The organism is Nocardia sp. NPDC051756, from assembly GCF_040681495.1.
GTDB lineage: Bacteria > Actinomycetota > Actinomycetes > Mycobacteriales > Mycobacteriaceae > Nocardia.
This window is the reverse complement of record NZ_JBFAYV010000007.1, coordinates 23,208-42,288: the sequence shown is the minus strand read 5'-3', so window position 1 is coordinate 42,288 and position 19,081 is coordinate 23,208. Positions and strand designations below refer to the sequence as shown.

Annotated in this window: 10 protein-coding genes; 8 read left to right on the top strand and 2 right to left on the bottom strand. The window is 67.1% G+C overall.

The genetic code is table 11. From position 1 onward, the window contains the following. Window positions 1–34 precede the first annotated feature (34 nt). From AB0M22_RS30340 to AB0M22_RS30315, 6 genes are all read left to right on the top strand, one after another. Window positions 35–1,159 (top strand): winged helix DNA-binding domain-containing protein, encoded by a 1,125-nt coding sequence (locus tag AB0M22_RS30340; protein ID WP_364734171.1) that lies wholly within the window; start codon window positions 35–37, stop codon window positions 1,157–1,159. A 3-nt stretch (window positions 1,160–1,162) separates the two neighbouring features. Further along, window positions 1,163–1,567 (top strand): PaaI family thioesterase, encoded by a 405-nt coding sequence (locus tag AB0M22_RS30335; protein WP_364734168.1) that lies wholly within the window; start codon window positions 1,163–1,165, stop codon window positions 1,565–1,567. A 231-nt stretch (window positions 1,568–1,798) separates the two neighbouring features. Next, window positions 1,799–5,500 carry a condensation domain-containing protein gene (locus AB0M22_RS30330; protein WP_364734165.1) on the top strand — a complete coding sequence of 1,234 codons (3,702 nt, stop codon included), beginning with the start codon at window positions 1,799–1,801 and terminating at the stop codon, window positions 5,498–5,500. Then, entirely contained in the window at window positions 5,500–7,056 is a 1,557-nt protein-coding gene (locus AB0M22_RS30325) for an amino acid adenylation domain-containing protein (RefSeq protein WP_364735129.1), read from the top strand. Before AB0M22_RS30330 ends, AB0M22_RS30325 begins: the two co-directional genes overlap by 1 nt. 63 nt (window positions 7,057–7,119) lie before the next feature. After that, entirely contained in the window at window positions 7,120–9,801 is a 2,682-nt protein-coding gene (locus tag AB0M22_RS30320; protein ID WP_364734162.1) for a class I SAM-dependent methyltransferase, read from the top strand. 77 nt (window positions 9,802–9,878) lie between these two features. Beyond that, complete coding sequence (locus AB0M22_RS30315; RefSeq protein ID WP_364734159.1) at window positions 9,879–10,355, top strand: SRPBCC domain-containing protein; 477 nt, start codon at window positions 9,879–9,881, stop codon at window positions 10,353–10,355. A 54-nt stretch (window positions 10,356–10,409) separates the two neighbouring features. On the opposite strand, the gene AB0M22_RS30310 is transcribed toward AB0M22_RS30315, so the two are convergent. Together AB0M22_RS30310 and AB0M22_RS30305 are read right to left on the bottom strand one after the other, a co-directional pair. Further along, window positions 10,410–11,636 (bottom strand): cytochrome P450, encoded by a 1,227-nt coding sequence (locus tag AB0M22_RS30310; RefSeq protein ID WP_364734156.1) that lies wholly within the window; start codon window positions 11,634–11,636, stop codon window positions 10,410–10,412. A gap of 167 nt (window positions 11,637–11,803) precedes the next feature. Next, entirely contained in the window at window positions 11,804–15,094 is a 3,291-nt protein-coding gene (locus AB0M22_RS30305) for a condensation domain-containing protein (RefSeq protein WP_364734153.1), read from the bottom strand. Window positions 15,095–15,278: 184 nt separating this feature from the next. Between AB0M22_RS30305 and AB0M22_RS30300 the strand changes: the two genes are divergently transcribed. Then, window positions 15,279–18,254: an AMP-binding protein gene (locus AB0M22_RS30300; RefSeq protein WP_364734151.1), complete on the top strand. Its 2,976-nt coding sequence runs from the start codon at window positions 15,279–15,281 to the stop codon at window positions 18,252–18,254. Then, window positions 18,254–19,009: a thioesterase domain-containing protein gene (locus tag AB0M22_RS30295; RefSeq protein WP_364734149.1), complete on the top strand. Its 756-nt coding sequence runs from the start codon at window positions 18,254–18,256 to the stop codon at window positions 19,007–19,009. The genes AB0M22_RS30300 and AB0M22_RS30295 overlap by 1 nt, the downstream gene beginning before the upstream one ends. Window positions 19,010–19,081: the final 72 nt, after the last annotated feature.

Below are 19,081 nucleotides of genomic sequence, written 5' to 3'. Positions count from 1 at the left end.
GTAGTGTGGGGTGCTATTCACTAGAGGAGGCTGCGTGAAGGTCAGTTGGGCGCAGGTTTCCGCGTGGCGGATGCGACGGCAATACCTGGATCCGCGCGGCACGGGGACGGCCCGCGAGATCGTCGGCAGATTGTGCGGTGTGCAGGTTCAGGTCTGGAGTGCGGCAGAGTTGGCCGTCGCGTTGCGGCAGTCGGTACCGGATCGGGACAGCGTCAACCGGGACGTCGCCGGGCTCGCGTTGATGAAGACCTGGGCGATGCGTGGGACTCTGCATCTGCTGCCGCCCAGCACCGCTAGTGCCTATCTGACGCTGATGGAGGCCAACGGATCCTGGCGAAAACCCTCCTGGCAGCGGGCTTCCGGCGTCACGCCGCAACACATCGACGACCTGACCGGCAAGGTGGCCGACCTGCTCGACGGCACGGTCCTCACCCGCGACCAGTTGGTCCGGGAATTGGTGTCGGACAAGCGATTCGCCGGGATGGAGGCCAGGCTGCGCTCGGGCTGGGGGCAGGTGTTGAAGCCACTCGCCTGGCGCGGTGTGCTGTGCCACGGCCCGAATCAGGGCAACAAGGTGACGTTCACGTTGCCGGCCAGCCAGTACCCGGATTGGGCGAAAGCACCGGAGCTGGACGACGCGGCGAACACAGTGATCAGGGCTTATCTGGGTGCGTACGGTCCCAGCACGCCGGAGGTGTTCGACCGGTGGTTGTCGCTGAACAGCACGAGCAAGCCGAGACTGCGAAAGTGGTTCGCGGACATGGGCGATGACCTGACCGAGGTCGACGTCGAGGGCCGCAAGGCCTTGATCCTCGCCGAACACGCGGCCGAACTCGCCGCGACCGCCGAAGGCGCCGGCATTCGCCTGCTCGGTGGCTTCGACCAGTACATCCTCGGCCCCGGAACCAAAGACGACATGATTCTTCCGCAGGCGCATCGCGCCGCGGTGAGCCGCACGTCCGGGTGGATATCGCCGATTGTCGTGGTGGACGGCCGGATCGGCGGCGTGTGGGAGGTGGTCGGCCACGAGGTGGTCGTGACCCCGTTCCCCGGCGGCGCGGACCTGCCGCGCAACGAACTCGAGCGGGAAGCGGCGCAGGTCGCGCGCGCGTATGGACTGAGTCGGCTGACGGTACGGGTCGATCGAGCGGCGGGATGAGCAATGACCGGAACAACCAGCAAAGTCGAGCGGAGTCTCGGACCCTACGTCGAGCACCTGGGCCTGCGATTCGAGCAGGTCAGCCCGGATCGAGTGATCGCGGGCTGGTCGGTGCGCGGCGATCTGCTACAGCCACACGGGATCCTGCACGGCGGTGTGCACTGCGCGGTGGTGGAGTCGGTGGCCAGCGTGGCCGCGGACTGCTGGCTCGGTGACCGCGGCATGGTGGTGGGCGTCAGCAACGCCACCGACTTCTTCCTGCCCGCCACCGCGGCCAACGGCAAGCTGACCTCGACCGCGCTGCCGGTGCATCGTGGTGCGACGCACCAGGTTTGGGTGGTGGAGACGGTGGACGCGGTGGGCAGCCTGGTCGCCCGCGGACAGGTCCGGCTACAGAATCTGCGCTGAGCCGCCGAGTGGTTTGCGCCGGGCGTCCGGCAGGGTCCGGGATGCCCGGCAACGCCGTGCGCCGCGGACAGAAGTCATCAGTTTCGTCCGAATACAACACTGCGAACAGGCAACACTTCACCGGGTGCGCACTGGCCTTGACGCACATGACCTGGTGTGACATAAATGTCGTATCTTCGATGAGTATGTCGAGTAGTCATTGGAGACTGAAGAGTCGGCAGGTTCGACCCTGTGGACTCGTCCCGAGCCGGGCGGCTCATTCCGGCCTGCGCGGTCCGCACCGTCGTGTCGACGGAGACCGCGACGATAGGAGACGGGGACAGCATGCACAGTCCGATCGCGAACATGGATGTCGCGGACAAACGCCGGCTGCTCGCGGAAATGCTCGCCGGCGCCGAGCGACAATCGGCCGGGCGCACGGGTCCGGTCTCCTTCGCGCAGCGGCGGTTGTGGATTCTGGACAGCCTGGTCCCCGGTAGCTGCGCCTACAACGTTCCGGTCGTGCTGCGGACGAGCACTCCGCCCGACCCGGTCGCGTTCGCGCGGGCGCTGGAAGTGGTCATCGGCAGGCACGAGGTGCTGCGGACCGTGTTCGTCAGTCGAGACGGCGTTCCGGTCCAGCGGGTCGGCCCGGGGTTCCGGCCGGCGATCGACCTGCACGATGTGCGTGCCGAACCCGATCCGGCCGCTGCCGCAGACCGATTGGTGCGGACCTCGATCCGGCGGCCGTTCGACCTGGCGACCGGGCCGATGCTGCGCGTTCTCCTGGTCCGGGTCGCGCCGGATGAGCATCTGATCGCGCTGACCGTGCATCACATCGTCTGCGACGGCTGGTCGATCGTGACGCTGTTCCGCGAGCTGGACGGGCTCTACGCGCAGATGCGCGGCGGCGCTCCGGCGACCCTGGCGAAACTTCAACACCAGTACATCGACTACGCGGTCTGGCAGCGGACGCGCCTGTCGGGGCCGCGACTGACCGAGCTGAACGACTACTGGCGCGGGTGCCTCGACGGCGCGCCCGGGCTGCTGCAACTGCCGCATGACGCGCCGCGACCCGCGCACCAGCGGGCCAACGGCGGCGTCCACGAATTCGGGTACCCGCGCCAATTGCGCGAGGACCTGCTGACTTTCGCCGCCAAGGCGAAGACCACGCCGTCGGTGGTGGTGCTGGCCTGCTTCAACGCGCTGTTGCAGCGGTTCTGCGCCCAGGACGACATCGTGGTCGGCGTGGCGACGGCCGGGCAGACGCACAGCGCGTTGCAGGGCATGATCGGATTCTTCGTCAACACGCTGGTCATGCGCATGGACATGGCCGGACAGCCCAGCCTCGCCGAGGCCATCCGGCGCGGCCACGACCGCACGCTGGATATGTTCGCGCATCAGGACATGCCGTTCGAGAAGCTGGTGATCGAGCTCCAGCCGGACCGAAATCCGACGGTGACGCCGATCTTCCAGGTGCTGTTCAACTTCCAGACCGCGTCGAACGACCGGGTACGGCTGCCGAATCTGGACGCCGATCTGGTGCCGTTCGACACCGGGATCGTCCGATTCGACCTGGAATTCAATGTGTTCGTCGCCGAGGAGGAGATGGGCGGCAGCTGGCTGTACAACCGGGAACTGCTCGACGCGGCAGCGGTCGCGCGGATGGCCACGCTGCTCGAGCGACTGATCGCGGCGGCGATCGTGCGGCCGGAGGTGCCGTTGTCCGCGCTGGACCTGTTCGATTCGGCGGATCTGGCGGAGTTCGATCGGGTGGGTGGGGCGGTGGCGGCGAGTTCGCCTGTCGCTGTGCCGAATCCGGGCGAGTCGGTGGTCCGGGTGGGGCCACACATCGTGTTCGCGGCCGGTGAGCCGATTGCTCCGCCGAACGATGCGGCGACCGGCGCGTATCGCTGGCTGGTCGATGAGCTGATTCCTGTGTGGGGCAAGGAGATCGATCCGGCTGCGGGCCGGGCGGTGGAACGTCGGCGGGCCCAGTTCCCGCTGCCGCCGCGGGGTGTCGTGTTGTTCGCTGTCGCACCTACCGCGATCGAATTCGATGAAGCGGTCTGGGCATTGGCGGCCGGCGCGCAGTTGGTGCTGGTCGACGTGCGCGCCGGACTGCTGGACGCGGTAGTGCGCGCGCTCGCGACGGAAGACGTCGATACCCTGTGCATCGCAGCGGGTCTGCTGAGCCAGGTGATGGATGCGGTTGAGCGGAAGGAACTTTCGCCCCGTATTCGCAGGGTGCTCAGCACGCACGAGCCATTGAGCGTCGAGCTGGAGGCGCGTTGCCTGCATCTGCTGCCCGGCACCGAATTCTGGACTGTCTACCGCGTTTCCGGAATCGGTGACATCGCGTCGCGCCGGTGCCGCGATGATCGGCCGCTCGGCCGGGACATCGCCGGCACGGTCGCCCCGGGCCTCGCGGTCCGGATCCGGGATGCCGATGCGCATCTGCTCCCGATCGGTGCTCCCGGCCGAGTATGGGTGAGCCATGCGCCCGGCAGTGAAGTCGCGACCGGAGACCTCGGACGGTTCCGCGAGGACGGACAGCTGGAGCTGCTGGGACCGGAAGCGGCGCAGGTACTTCTGCGGCAGGTACGGGTATCGCTGGGTGAGGTGGAATCGCCACTGACCGCGCATCGGTCGGTGAGCGACGCGCGGGTCCTCTCGGTCGCCGACTCCACCGGTGCCGCGCGCTTCGTTGCCTATCTCGCGACTTCGCCAGGGACGCAGACGAATCGGGCCGAACTCCGTGACGACGTGCGGGCACACGCACAACGCTTGGTACCCGGTCCCTTGGTGCCCAAGTCGTACGTATTCCTCGACGCGCTGCCGCTGACCTCTAGGGGCACCGTTGATTTGGCTGCCTTGCGTGAGATCGATTGGGACGACAGCGAAGTCGAGCGCGTCGCGCCGCGCAACGACACCGAGCGGCTGCTCGTCGACATCTGGCGCTCCGTGCTGGAGGTCGACGAGGTCGGCATCCACGACAACTTCTTCCTGCTCGGCGGGCATTCGCTGCTGGCGATCCAGCTGATGAGCAGGCTGCGGCAGGCGACCCGGATCGATCTGCCGGTCAGCGTGCTGTTCCGGCATCGCACGGTGGCCGACCTGGCGGCCCGGGTGCTCAGCATGTCCGGCGAGGCCGGGGCGCTGGGGAATCTGGTCGAGATCCAGGCCGGGTTCGAGCCGGTGCCCGTGGTCGCCGTGCATCCGGCCAGCGGCGGCGTATTCCCTTATGTCGCTTTGGCTACCGCGTTGAGCAATCGCACGGTGTACGCCTTCGAAGGACGTGATCCGGGGCCCTCGGTCACCGCGCTGGCGGAGCGGTATCTCGATCAGTTGCCCGCAGACGTGTTGAACGGACCGTTCGCGTTGGTCGGCTGGTCGCTCGGCGGCGTGGTGGCCTTCGAGATGGCGCGCATCCACGCGCAGCGGGGCAGACGGGAAGTGCCGCTCACGCTGATCGACTCCGCGCTGTTCGAGGTCGATGCCGCCGCTCCCGAGGCGGAGGCGCGCCTGGTCGAGGGCTATTTGCACAGTGTCAGTGCGGATTTCGGCGTCGAGCTGCCGTCGCTGTCCGGGCTCGATCGATTGTCGCCGCGGCGCGTGTTCGCGGATCTGTTGGAACGGTGGGGTTCTGCCGCACCCGAGGTGCTGGATCTGGAGGAGATGATGCGCCAGTTCTCGGTGTACCGCTCGCACATGCTCAACGTGGCGGCGTATCGGCCGCCGGGGCAGTACGCCGGGCCCGTGCACCTACTGCCCGCGACGCAGTCGCCGCCAGGGATGGCGGAGATCTGGCGGGAGTTCGCGCCGGGGCTCGTGGTTCGGGAGATCGACGGCGACCACTACAGCGTCATGCGCAATCCAGGGCTCGGCACGGTGGTGACGGAGATCGAACAGCAGTTGAAAGGTCTCGACGCCGAGCGGGGGTTCCTCCGGTGATGCGCAGCGAAATCCGTTCGGGCACAGTGGTCGGCGGGATCGGCGCGGCCGTGGCGGACTACCCGGGCTATCCGGCGGTCGTGGACGACGCGCAGAGTCTGTCGTATTCCGAGTTGTGGCGGGAGTCGGCGCGGATCGCGCACGGGCTGCGGTCCCGGGGTGTCGGCGCGGGTCAGGTCGTCGCGCTGGCGGCGGAGCGGTCCGCGAGCCTGCTGGTCGGACTGGTCGGGATTCTGCGGGCGGGTGCGGCGGTCTTGCCGCTCGATGTCACGTATCCGCAGGCCAGATTGCGGATGATGGTGGATGACAGCGGAGCGGCCGTGGTGGTCGGGCACGCGCACACCGTCACGCCGTTTGTTTCGGATGGGCGTGAATCGTTCGTCATACCAAAGGTTTTCGAGGGTGGGGACGACCTGCCCGCGGACTCGCTCGTCGAGCCCGATCCGGCGAATGGGTGTTGCCTGCTCTATACGTCCGGGTCGACCGGGCGGCCCAAGGGCATGCTGATGCCGCATTCCGGGCTGGCCAATCTGGTGCGCTGGCAGGCGAGTGCCTCGGTGTCCGGTGCGGGGAGCCGCACGCTGCAATACGGTGCGATCTCGTTCGATGTCGCGATGCAGGAGATCTTCGCGACGCTGATCTCCGGCGGCACGCTGGTCTGCATCGACGACACCACGCGGCGGAATCCGGTACTGACCTGGGATCTGATCATCCGGGCGGAGATCAATCGGATATTCCTGCCGTACGTCGGGTTGCAGTCGCTGGTGATGGTGGCCGACGAAGTCAACCTGGCCGCGGTGCGGCTGCGCGAGATCATTCCGGCGGGGGAGCAGTTGCAGTGCACGAATGCGCTGCGGGCACTGCTGAAGAAGCTGCCGGAGTGCCGGTTGTTCCAGCAGTACGGGCCGTCGGAGGCGCATACCGTCATCAATCATCCGCTCGCCGACGATCCGGACGATTGGCCGCCGCTGCCGCCGATCGGTATCCCGATTCCGGGAAATCGCGCGTTTGTCCTGGACGATGCCGGCCACGAATTGGCACCCGGCGAGATCGGCGAACTCTATATCGCCGGTGCGCAACTGTCCTTCGGCTATTGGCGGCAGCCCGGCCTGACCGCGGCACGGTTTCTGCCCGCGCCCGATGGGGTCGGCGAACGGATGTACCGGACCGGCGATTTGGCGCGTCGCCGGGAGGACGGTTCCATCGATCATCTGGGCCGCGCGGACAGCCAGGTGAAGATCCGGGGATTCCGGGTGGAACTCGGCGAGGTCGAATCCGCGCTCAGCAATTACCCGGAGGTCGATGCGTGCGGCGTGACCCCGGCCGGTAGCGAGGGCATCGACCTGATTCTGGTGGCGTTTGTCGTCGCCCATGCGGAGATCGATACCGCGGCGATCCGGGAGAACCTGCGGGCCACGTTGCCCGAGCACATGGTGCCGGCCGTGCTGCACGTCGTGGACGCGCTGCCGCAGGTGCCGAGCGGCAAATTGGACCGGCGCCGGCTTCGGCTGCTGGCCGAAACCAGCATGACGGCAGGGGATTCCGTCCGCGCATAGCTGAGCCTGCCTGGCGGGTCTGCATTCCATCTGCTCGAAACATGAAGTTGAGGCGACGACACCATGACTGTGCAAGAATCGCAGACCATCGATTTCCGAAGTGCCATGCGGCGCAAGTGCTTTCTGTACGACGATGGCGTTGTCCTCTCGGTCACGTTGCACGCGCTCGGCCAATTGGGTTTGCTGACACCGGATTCCGGTGGTGAGCGGTCGTTGCAGAAGCTGCTGCCGGATTTGACGCCGAGTGGGTTCGGCTATCTTCGGGTGGCGTTGCGTTCGCTGGTGGCGCAGGGGTGGTTGCGCGAAGCTGCCGATCTGGACCCCATTTCGGTGTTCCTGAATTGGACGCGGGCCGGGCGGGCGGTGGCCGATGCGCCCGAGGCTTACCTGCGGATGGGACGGTTTCTGGCGTCGTTCGACGATCCTGCGCCGGAGTCCTGGGCAGTGCCGTGGCGTGGTGATCTCGTCGCGGCGTACGAGGCGCTGATCGGGTCGTTGGAGGTGTGGCGGCGCGAGTTCGGGCTCGAGCAGGCCCATTCCCCCGTGCATTTCGAAGGGGCGTTGATCGTCCCGACGGTGCTGCACCTGCAAGCGTCGGGAGCGTTGGGTCCCGCGGGGCCGACAGTGCCCGCGAACCGATTCGGGCGCGCGGCCTTCCGGCTTTTGCAGGCGGCGGGGTACGTCGATGCCGATGCGAGCTGGACCGGGGCGGGACGCGAATTGTGTGCCTTCGCCACGCATTTCGGGATGGTGGGTTCGTATCTGCCGATGTTCGCTCGACTACCGGAGTTGTATCGGGGCGAGCTGGTCGTGACCACCGAGTTCGGCGTGCCCGAGTGGCATGTCAACCGGGAGTTGAACGTGGTCGCGAGCGGGCACGCGCATCGCCGCTACTACGCGGATGCCGATCGGATCTTCGTCGAGATCTTCGACCGCACACCGGTTTCCAGTCAACCTACGTTCATTGCCGACATGGGGTGTGGCGACGGAACGTGGCTTGCGCGGCTGTATCACCTCATCCGGGAATCGACGTTGCGCGGGCGTTGCCTGGACACCGATCCGCTGCTGATGGTCGGCATCGACGTCAACGAGGCGGCGCTGGACTGCGCGCGGGAAACGTTGCGCGTGGCCGGAGTTCCGGCGTTGCTGCTGGCCGGGGACATCAGCGATCCGGACGGGGTGCGCATCCAGCTGGAGGAGGTCGGTGTCGCCGTCGAGGACGGGCTGCATATCCGGAGCTTCATCGATCACAATCGGGAGTTCCGGGGTGTGGACTCCGCGGTGCCGGGCGGACCGTCGAGTGGTGCGTCGGTCAATTCCGCCGGTCACGCGCTGTCCGACCGTGCGGTCGAGGACGATCTGACCGTCCATCTGCGCCGGTGGCGCAACAACATTCGTAAACACGGAATGGTCGTGCTGGAAGCGCATTCCGTGCCGCCACAGGTCGTCCGGCGACATATCGGGTCGCTGCACAGCATCGCGTTCGATGCCTATCACGGATACTCGCACCAGTTGCTCGTCGATCACGCCGCCTACCTGCGGTGCTGCCGCGAAGCGGGACTGGAGTCGATCGCCTACCTGGAGCAGCGGTATCCGGCCCGGAAGCCGTTTGTCGCAATCAGCTTGAACCGCTTGGCGGTACGGCCCGAGGGAGATCCGTCGTTCGCGGCCGCCGCCTCGCCGGAACGTCACGACACGTGGCAGCCCGACGATTCGGTTGACCTCACCGATGGCGAGGGACTGCACCGGCTGTTGTTCGACGGCGGCGACATTCACCAGCCGCGCGGATGGTGCGCGGCCGCCACCGGGGTGGTCGTCAAAGACGTTCTGCTGGAGATAGATCGCCGAACACAGGCTGCCACGCCGGGTGAGGTCATCCGGGTCATGGACTACGGCGCTGGTACCGGCCTGGCCGCCATCGAGCTGATCAAGGCGTGCAGCGATATCGAACTCGAAGAACGGCTGGCCCGCGTGGGTGCCGAGTTCGAGATCCACCTGGTGGACATACCTTCCGGCTGGTTCGCCAAGGGCTACGAACTGCTCAAGGGCAGCCCGTGGACGCGCTTTCATTCGATGCAGTCGCGAGACAAGACTTTCCGCGGGTTGCTCGACGTCACCGAGGGCCGGGCGATGGATATCGTCATGGCCAACATGGTGTTCCACCTGATCCCGGCCAGGGCGTTCACCCAGGTAGCCGCAAACCTCGCCGACGTGCTGGCGCCGGGCGGCCGATTGGTCTGGAGCACACCGGATCTCGGTCCGGCCGCCGAATCCTCGGTGCTCTTCCACGACCCCAATCGCCTGGCCCGGCAACACTGGATGCAGCTGATCGCCGAAGCCGACTCGTTCCACGTCGACGGACTACCCGCCGCCGTGCGCACCGCGGCCGCAGTGGCCGCCCGCCTCTCCGAAGAGGAACGAATCCAGGCCTTCGGCCGCTCCGACCGCCGCATCCTCCCCACCGCCAACGACCGCTTCGCCGTTGAGGCCGCACTCACCCCACATTTCCTGGGCGCCATGCAGGTTCGATCATTCGAGATGTCCGAACCCGAATTCGTCGACGCCGTCCTCGTCCCCTCCAACCAACGCGAATACTTCCCGGAGGTGGCCGACGACCACCTCCGCGAACGCGTCCTGCGCCATCTCCTCCTGAACGACGTCCTCCCCACCCTGACCCGCGGCCCCGCCGGCACCGGCCGCGGCCTCAACGTCGAATGGACCTTCGGCGACTTCTACCGCCGCTGAAACACCGGTGCACACCACCAACGCGCAACTAAGTGTTGCGCGTTTGGTGAGTGTCGGCTAGCGTCACGTGCAACAAGTTGTTGCGCATTGAAGTCGACATGGAAGAGGTGTTCGAAGTGGTGGATATCCTGCACAGGGTTGGGGTCAAGTCTTCGGTGGACGAGGTCTATGCGGCCTTGACCACCATCGATGGGCTGGCCGGGTGGTGGACAGAGGAGACGCGAGGGGACTCGGGGACCGGGGGAGTTGTCCAGTTCCGGTTCGATGGCGACGGATTCGATATGAAGGTGATCGATCAGCAGCCGGGCAAGAAGGTGGTGTGGGAGGTCATCGGCGGGCCCGATGAGTGGATCGGGACCGAGGTGGTGTTCGACCTGAAGCAGGAGAAGGAGTTCGCGATCGTCCTGTTCAAGCATCAGGGGTGGAAGGAGCCGGTCGAGTTCATGCATCACTGCACCACCAAGTGGGGTGTGTTCTTGCTGAGCGTGAAGTCGCTGGTCGAAACCGGAACGGGCGCACCGTATCCGCGGGATGTCGAGATCGACAACTGGTGACAGGAGCGCGGGACTCGTCCGGTGACACCGGACGAGTCCCGTTCTATTGGTGAGTTACGCCGGTTGGCTGTCCGGGGTGTCGAAGCGAACCTCGAGGCTGTCGAAGATGATGTGGCGGCCGTTGTCGAAGTGGATGGGGGGTTCTTCGGTCAGGAGGAAGGTGGGGTGGTGGGCCATCTCGGCGAGGATCGCCTTGAATTCCATTCGGGCGAAGTGTTCGCCGAGGCAGCGGTGGATGCCGTGACCGTAGGTGAGGTGGTGGTGGGAGTTGCCGCGGTCGAGGGAGAAGGTTTCGGGGTCCGGGAATTCCTCGGGGTCGCGGTTGGCGGCGTCGAAGAGCAGGACGACCCGGGCGCCGGCGGGGATGGTGACGCCGCTGACGACGACCTCGCGGGTGGTGACCCGGGTGAATCGGTCGGTGGGGCACCAGCGGCGCAGGACCTCGTCGCCGACGGTGGGTGCGAGGTCGGGTTCGCGCTTGAGGCGCTGCTGTAGCTCGACGTCGCCGGCCAGCCACCAGAGAATGCGGTTGACGGTATTCATCGTGTTGGCATGTCCGGCAACGCAATACGAGACGATGATCGAGTACAGCAGGTCGTCGGAGACCGGTTCGCCGTCGAGGGTCGCGTTGACCAGCCAGGACAGGTAGTAGTCGCCGGGATTCTCTCTGGCGCGCTTGATCTCGCCGGCCAGGATGGGCTGATAGTGCATCCAGAAGGTGGTCGCGTCGGTCTCTTCGCCGAGATAGCGCCACATCGTGCTGGTCATGGCGCGGATCTCGTGCTGCACCTCGACGGACAACCCGATGGCCAGGCCCAGCCCGCCGATGGCGTAGGGCTGGACCAGTTCGGCGACCAGGTCGCCGTGGCCGCGTGCGACGATCGGGGCGACCAGCTCGGCCGCGAGCGCGCACACCGAGGCTTCCAGGTCGTGGATCGCCTGCTTCTTCAACGGCGGCGCCATCAGGTTGCGGATCTTGGCCTGTACCGGCAGGTCGAAGTCGATGGGGGAGAACGGCGGCATGCCCGCGGCGCGCGGAAAGTGCACGCCCGCAGCGGAACTGAACGTCTCGTGGTCACGCAACGCGGCCTTGACGTCCGCGTAGCCGGACAGGATCCACATGCCGCCGTGCGCGGAAGAGTAGGCGACCGGGGTGCGTTCGCGGATCGTCCGGTTGACGATCTCGGCCAGTTCCGGGGTGTACTCGGGATCGAGCCAGTTGAATGTCGTCGTGAGCCGGTCGACGACGGCTTGTTTGGCGGGTTGCTCTGTCGCAGTCACGTTTCCTCCGAACCTCGGTGAGCCGCACCTATGACCCGGGCATCGGGGGAGGCACCGCGAGATCGCAGTCTATGGGCGCCGAGTGTTGAGTGTTATTCAACCAGAATGCCACAGCCAGAGGCAACAGTGCAGTGTTCTCGAAAGTGTATAGATTGTGGGCGAATACCTCATTCGGGGAGCAAGTCCGCGATGGGGGTGCGTGGGCCCGCGGCCGCGGCGGCGAGGATCTTCAGGACCTGGTCTATCTGCTGGTGACCGGACGCGTGGTCCCAGAGATCGGTGTTCAGCTCGAGCATCGCGGAGAGGCCGGACGGGCGCAGGAGACCGTGGAAGGCCATGTCGTATCGTGCGGTGCCGTGGGTGAGGAAGCGGTAGTCGCAGTCGACACCGGCGGCGAACTGGGCGGGGATCCAGGACTCCAGCTGAAGCTCGCAGGTGACCTGATAGATCGGATGCTTTCCGGTCACCCGGGGGCGCTGGAGCAGCTGCACGATGTCGGCGAACGGGGCCTGCTGATGTTCGTAGGCGCGCAAGACCGCTGCGCGCACTCGCTGGACCAGCTCGTCGAACCGGGGGTTGCCGGATAGATCGAGGCGGAGCGGGACCACGTTGAGGAAGCAGCCGATCAGCTGTTCCGCGCCGCGCTGGGTGCGGTTGGCCGTGGGGATGCCGATCAGGATGTCGTGCTGGCCGCTGAGTATCCGCAACTGAACCGCGACGGCGGCGCAGAAGACGGCGAACGGGGTCGTCTTGCCGGCCGCCGCGAGTTCGCGCACGGCGGCCGCACCCGCGACCGAGGTGGGCCGCTCCAGGAACTCGCCGCGGAACCTGGCCTTGTCGCCGCGCGGGCGGTCGGTGGGTATCCGCAGTTCCGGCGCACCGGCCAGTTCGCGGACCCAGAATCGGCGCAGCCGTTCGCCTTCGGGGCCGTTCAGCATCTGCTGTTCGGCCTGGGCGAGGGTGCCGAAGTCGACTTCGTGCCTGGGTAGTTTCGGCGGGCGGCCGGCGGCTCTGGCCTGGTATGCGGTGCTCAATTCGCCCATCAGCAGTGTCATCGATACCTCGTCCATGACCAGGTGGTGGAACAGCAGCTGTGCCTGGTGGCGCTGCGCGTCGAGCCGGATGATCCGGGCGCGCAGCAGGGGGTAGGTGGTGATGTCGAAACCGGTGAACGCGATGTCCTGTTCGAGGCGCTTCAGCTCGGCCTCGCGTTCGGCCTCATCCAGTTTCGCCAGGTCGAGAACGGGGACGTCGATGCCGGTGTGTGGGTGGATCCGTTGTACCGGTAGGCCTTCCACCTCCACGAACGTGCCGCGCAGGCCGGGCTGGTGCGCCACGACGTCGTTCACCGCCTGGGCGAACGCGTCCGGTTGCAGGGGCCCGGACAGGTCCAGGACCAGGGGGATGGTGTGGGTGAGGGAACCGGGATCGGCCTGTTCGGCCAGCCAGAGTTGGCGTTGGCCGGAGAGCAGCGGTACGTCGACGATGGTGCTGGGCCAGCTCGGTACGGTCGCGGAATGTTCCGAATCGTTTGGCAGGTCAGGGATTAGACCGTCCGGCAGATCGCCCAACTCGGAGACGAGCTGAAGCATCTTGTCCAGCTCCGGATTCGCAATGCGCAGGTGGACGGTCAGTTCGGCGGGGGTGGGATTCTCGAACAGGGTCCGCACCCGGACCGGCACGCCGAGAGTTTCCTGCATCTCGGCCGTCAGCCGGGTGGCCAGCATCGAATGTCCGCCGCAGGCGAAGAAGTCGTCGTCCGGCTGGAGCCCGGGTTGTTCGAGGGCCTGTATCCAGAGTTCGGTCACGAGTTCCAGCAGGCGGTCCGAGGTTGGCGCAGTGCGGTTTTCGGCGAGGTCGGTCTCGGCCGAGCCGGTCTCGGGCAGTCCGGCGACGATCTCCAGCCTGCCCCGCGCGTCGCGTCGAGCGATGAGTCCCGTGGGGGATCCGTCGAGCAGCAGTGCCGATTGCTGGTGCACCGACCGCGTCGAATCCAGTTGCAGGCCTTCGGGCCCGGTCAGCACCGGCCACCAGTCCGCACCGCGAGAACGGTCCAGCGACAACGTGATCGGCGTCCCGTCAGGTAGTTCGATCTGGACCTGCTCCGCGCCGGCCGAAGCAAGTTTCGCCGGAGCGGGTTCGGTCAAAACCAGCTCGGACATGCGCAATTCGGGACGCTCGAGCCATTGGCGCAGCACGGTGGCGTAATCCCGCACCAACCCCTCGATGCCCTCCGGCGTGTAGAGGTCGCCGTCGTATTCCAGCCACAGCCGGACTTCGTCACCGGCGAACTCGATTTCGACGACGGTGTCGAACCGGCCGCGTTCGCGTTCGACGTCGAGCACCTGCACCGGATGCCCGCCGAGCCGCAGCTCGCCGACCGCATCCACCGGCGGCAGGAACAGGTGCTGGATCAGTGTGGTCCGGTCGGTCGGCCGGGGCGCGCCGATGGCGCGCACGATCCGGTTGAACGGCAACCGAGCGTGCTCGATCGCGGCCGCCACGGTGTCCGAACAGCGAGTCGCCGCATCGGCCAGCGTCCGGTCGCCGCCGAGGTCGAGGCGCAGCGGGACGGTGTTCGACATCTGCCCGATCAGCGTTTTCAGCTGTGGGACAGCGCGATTGGCGGCGAGCGCGCCGAGAATCAGATCCGGGTGACCGGTCGAACGGGCGATGGTCGCCGCCCAGCCGGCCAGGCACAGCGCGTACGGCGAGCAGCGCAGCGTGCGTGCGGTGCTGCGCAGCGCTAGGCCGGCGACTCCGGGCAGGACGAAGGGCGTGCGTCGGCCTACCCCGCGTTTGATGCGTCGGCGCGGCCGGTCCGGACGCAGGTCCAGGCTGGTCGGCGCATCGCGCAAAGTCGTCTGCCACCAAGCGGTATCGGCGGCTTCGAAGGCCGGAAACAGGACGTCGTGTTCCCACCGGACGAAGTCGCTGTATTGCAGTTCCGGCGTCGGCACCGGTGACGGGTTTCCGGCCAGTGCGGCGTCGTAGTCCGCGCTGAGTTCGGCGAGCAGCAGCCGGACCGCGGTGGCATCCAGGAACAGGTGATGCAGCGCCACCGCAAGGACGTCCCCGCCGTTCGGCCCGCCGCCGCGCAGCAGCAGGAACGCGATCGCGCCGCCGGCCGCCGGATCGATTCCGGTACCGGCGAATCGAGTCAGTTCCTGGTCGCGGAGCTGAGCGATGTCCGCGCCGGGATCGAGTGTCAGCGTGATCTCGGTGATCGGCAGTGGCTCCGGCACCGGTAGCACCACCTGCACCGGCTGCCCGTCCGCTATCCGCACGGCGCTGCGCAGGATCTCGTGCCGGGTCAACATCGCACGGACCGCGCTGCGCAGGGCATTCGGATCCAGCGTGTCCGGCACGGCGAGTCCGACGCACTCGGTCAGCGGTGCCTGCTCGGCGGCCGAACCGTCCGGGAACCAGAAGTGTTCTTGAATTGCCGCGAGAGGCATAGAGTTTTCGTAGTCTCTCATGCAGACACCTTATCCGTTATGCAGCCATTGAGCAGGAGTTCTTGCCTTGCTGCACCAGCCAACACCCACGTGACTTCCCGGCAAAGAAACTGTACGGTGATGCGTGGTGTGTTGAGAAAACTCGACATCTCACACCGACTTCCCCGCAGAGGAGTCATAGGGCATGACCTCATCACTGAATCGTCGGCCGGCCGTCCAGGAGACGAGCACGGATTCGACCCTGGTCTCCCGGATCGAGGACTTCGCCCGCACCACGCCATCGGCGCCGGCCGTCCGGCACGGCGATCGGGAACTGACCTACGCAGAGCTGAACCAGCATTCGAACCAACTCGCCCAGCTGCTCGTCGAATCCGGTGCGGTGCGCGGTGACATCGTCGCCATGTACCTGGGCCGCTCGATCGAGTGGGTGGTCGGGATGCTCGGCTGCCTGAAGGCCGGTGCGGTCTGCCTGCCGCTGGATCCGGCCGCGCCGGCCGAACGGTTCAGCCGCGCGATCGATGCCGCCCGCCCGGTTGTCGTGATCGGCGCGAGCAACGGCCATCCCCTCCCGGCCGGGTCCGGCGGATTGCCCGTGGTGCTGCTCGACGCCGATGTTCCCGCGACGGACGACGTATTCGACCTGCCGCGGGCGCCGCGCCGCGCGGAACTCGCGTACGCCATGTTCACCTCGGGGTCGTCGGGCATGGCGAAAATCGTGCTGGCCCAGCACTCTTGGATCGCGCTGAGTGCCGACCGCAGCGCCGCGATCAATGCGACCACCGGCGCCGATCGCGGCTCGTGGCTGGGCGCGGCCGGTGCCGGAATCGCGCTGCACGAGGTCAGCGGATTGCTTTGGCGGGGCGCGCACATCGTGATCGGCGAACACGACGTGTATGCCAACCCGCGGGCGTTGCAAGACTGGCTGCTGGCCGAGCGGATCACGCAGTGCTTCGTGGTCGCCCCGGTCGGCGAGGTGTTGCAGAGCCTGCCGTGGCCGCGCGACTGTGCGCTGCGGCTGCTCACCTGCGGCGGTGAACGGTTACATCGTTGGGGGCCTGCGGATCTGCCGTTCGAGGTCGCCGTCTCCTATGGCTGCCTGGAGGCGTTCCAGGTCGCCCATTCCGGCTATCCGTGGGAGCAACGGCACACGGCCGCCACCGCCACCGCCGCGGATCGTGAGTTGCCGCCGACCGTCGGCCGGCCGATCGAGGGCGTCACCGTGCACCTGCTGGCGGAGGACGGGCTGTCCCCCGTCGGCGACGGCATCGGCGAGGTGTGGATCGACTCGGACTGCCTGAGCCTGGGGTATCTCGGAGATCCGGCGCAGACCGCGGATCGGTTCCGCCCCAATCCCTTCGGCGCCGCGGGCAGCCGGATCTATCGCTCCGGCGACGCCGGTCGGCTCCGCCCGGACGGCATCCTCGAACATCACGGCCGGATCGACGACATCGTCAAGATCCGCGGCAATCGCGTCGAACTCGGCGATGTCGAATGGGCGCTCGGCCGTCACTCGGCCGTGCGCCGGGTCGCGGTGGTCACCGCGTTGGACGGCGATCAGGTTCGCCTCGTCGCCTGCTTCGTCGCCGAACGCGATGTCGCCCCGTTGGAATTGCGCAACTACGCGCTGGAACGGCTGCCGGACTGGATGGTTCCGGTCGCCTACGTGCAGCTGAACGCATTGCCGCAGAACACTTCCAACAAGATCGATCGACGGCAGTTGCCGCCCGCCGACTGGGCCCGCTGGCGCCCGGCGAGTACCTGGCGGGCTCCGGCTCCCGGTACGGAAACCGTTCTGGCCCGGCTGTTTTCCTACGTGCTGCGCCTGAACCGGGTCGGCGCGGACGACCACTTCGTCGAACTCGGCGGCGATTCATTGCAACTGGCCGAGCTGCAAGGCCGGATCGAGCAGGAATTCGGCCGCCGGATCGAACTGGCGGACCTCCAGGTCGCCGGCACGGTCAGCGGCCTGGCCACACTCCTCGACACCGCCCCGGACATCGGCGGTCTGCCCCCGCTGGGCCGGGTCGAGCAGCATTCGAACATCAACGGGATTCGCACGAGCACAACGATTCCCGGACCCACGAGGGAGGCCGGCATGACCGCGGACACGGGGACGATCAGCGAGGGACTGGCGACAGAACTATCCGGCGCGGCCTCCGGACCGCCGCCGACCCTGCTGATCGACTTGGCCACCGGCATGTGGCGGACCCAGACGCTGACCGCGGCGATCGAGACCGGGCTGTTCGAAGCCCTGGCCCCGAGCCCGGCGACGGCGCTGGAACTGGCTTCCCGGCTCGGCATCAACGAGCGCCCCGCGGAGATCCTGCTGACCGCCTGCACCGCGCTCGGCCTGCTGGAGCAACAGGACGGGCGCTACCGCAACACCGCCGTGGCCGAGCAATATCTGGTGCCGGGCCGGCGCGACTACTTCGGCGACTACGTCCAGATGGTGGCCAAACACACTGCGCCGGGCTGGAACCGGGCCGCCGAGGCGATACGCTCGGACGCGCCGAGCCGCCCGGTGGTCGACCCGAACCGGACCATCTTCGAAGAGGGCAATACCCCGAGCTACTTCTGGGGCGCGCTCTGGGCGTACTCCACCCTGACCGCCCGTGAGCTGGCCAAGGCCATGGACCTGTCCGGCGTGCGCCGAATCATGGACGTCGGCGGCGGATCCGGCGCCACCCTGATCGAATTGTGCAAGCAGCACCCGCATCTCACCGGCACCGTGCTCGACCTGCCGCACGTGTGCAAGATCGCGCAGCAGCGGATCGACAGCGCGGGCCTGTCCGGGCGGCTCGGCACCACGGCGGCCAACTTCTTCACCGATCAGCTGCCGACCGGGCATGACGCCGTGCTGCTTTCGATGATCATGCACGACTGGGACGAGGAGCGGAATCGCAAGATCCTCGCCGCGTGCCTGGACGCGCTGCCCTCCGGCGGCCTCGTGGTGATCAGTGAGCTGCTGGTGGACGACGACAAGTCCGGCCCGGCGGACGCGGCGCTGATGAGCATGAACATGCTGGTCGGCTGCCTGGGGCGGAACTACACCGCGGCCGAATACGGGGAGTGGCTGCGGGATGCCGGTTGTGTGCGGGTGCGCACGGTCCGGTTCGACTCGCCCGGCGCCAACGGCGTGGTGATCGGGGAGAAGGCGTGATGGAACGACAACAGCGACGCTGGTTCCTGCGCGAACCCTCGCCCGCGTCCCGAATGTTGTTGCTGTGCATGCCGTATTCGGGGTGTGGCGCATCGATGTACCGGGCCTGGCCCGCGACCATCGGCGCGGCCGAGGTGGTTCCGCTGCAACTGCCCGGTCGCGAAAACCGGATCAAGGAACCATATTTCGACACCTATCAGGAGGTGGCCGCGGCGCTGCTGGACGACGTCGGGGAGCTGATCACGGCGCGTCCGTACGCACTGTTCGGCCACTGCGGTGGCGCGCTGCCCGCCTTCGAGCTGGTGATCCAGATCGCGGAACGCGGTCTGCCCGCGCCGGATCGGTACTTCGTGTCCAGTCAGGTCGCGCCGCAAGACGGTCCGTGGGGCCGCTTCCTCGGCCTGGACGAACAGGGCCTGCGCGACGAGATCGCTGGACTGCTCACCGCGATGGGCGCGCCCGAATCGGCCGGCGAGCTGGTCGATCTCTTCATCGATGTGATGGAAGCCGACCTGGAGGCCAACAAGAAGTATTGGCGCCCAGCGGGTTCGGTGCCCTGCCCGATCACCGCACTGGGCTGGAGCGAGGATGTGGAGGTGCCGCACACCCTGATGGGTGGCTGGCCGGAATGGGCGGAGACCGAGAAGGAGATCCTGCCCGGCACGCACTACAGCTTTCTGAACGCGCCCCCGGAATTGCTCGCGGTGCTGGCGCAGCGGTTCGGTGTCGGATCGGCGCCGGAACCGGCCAGCTGAATGTAGTCAGCGGCTCATCGAACCAACGCCCGTATCCTTCGTGGTGCGGGCGTGTAAACCGCAGGTCAGGGG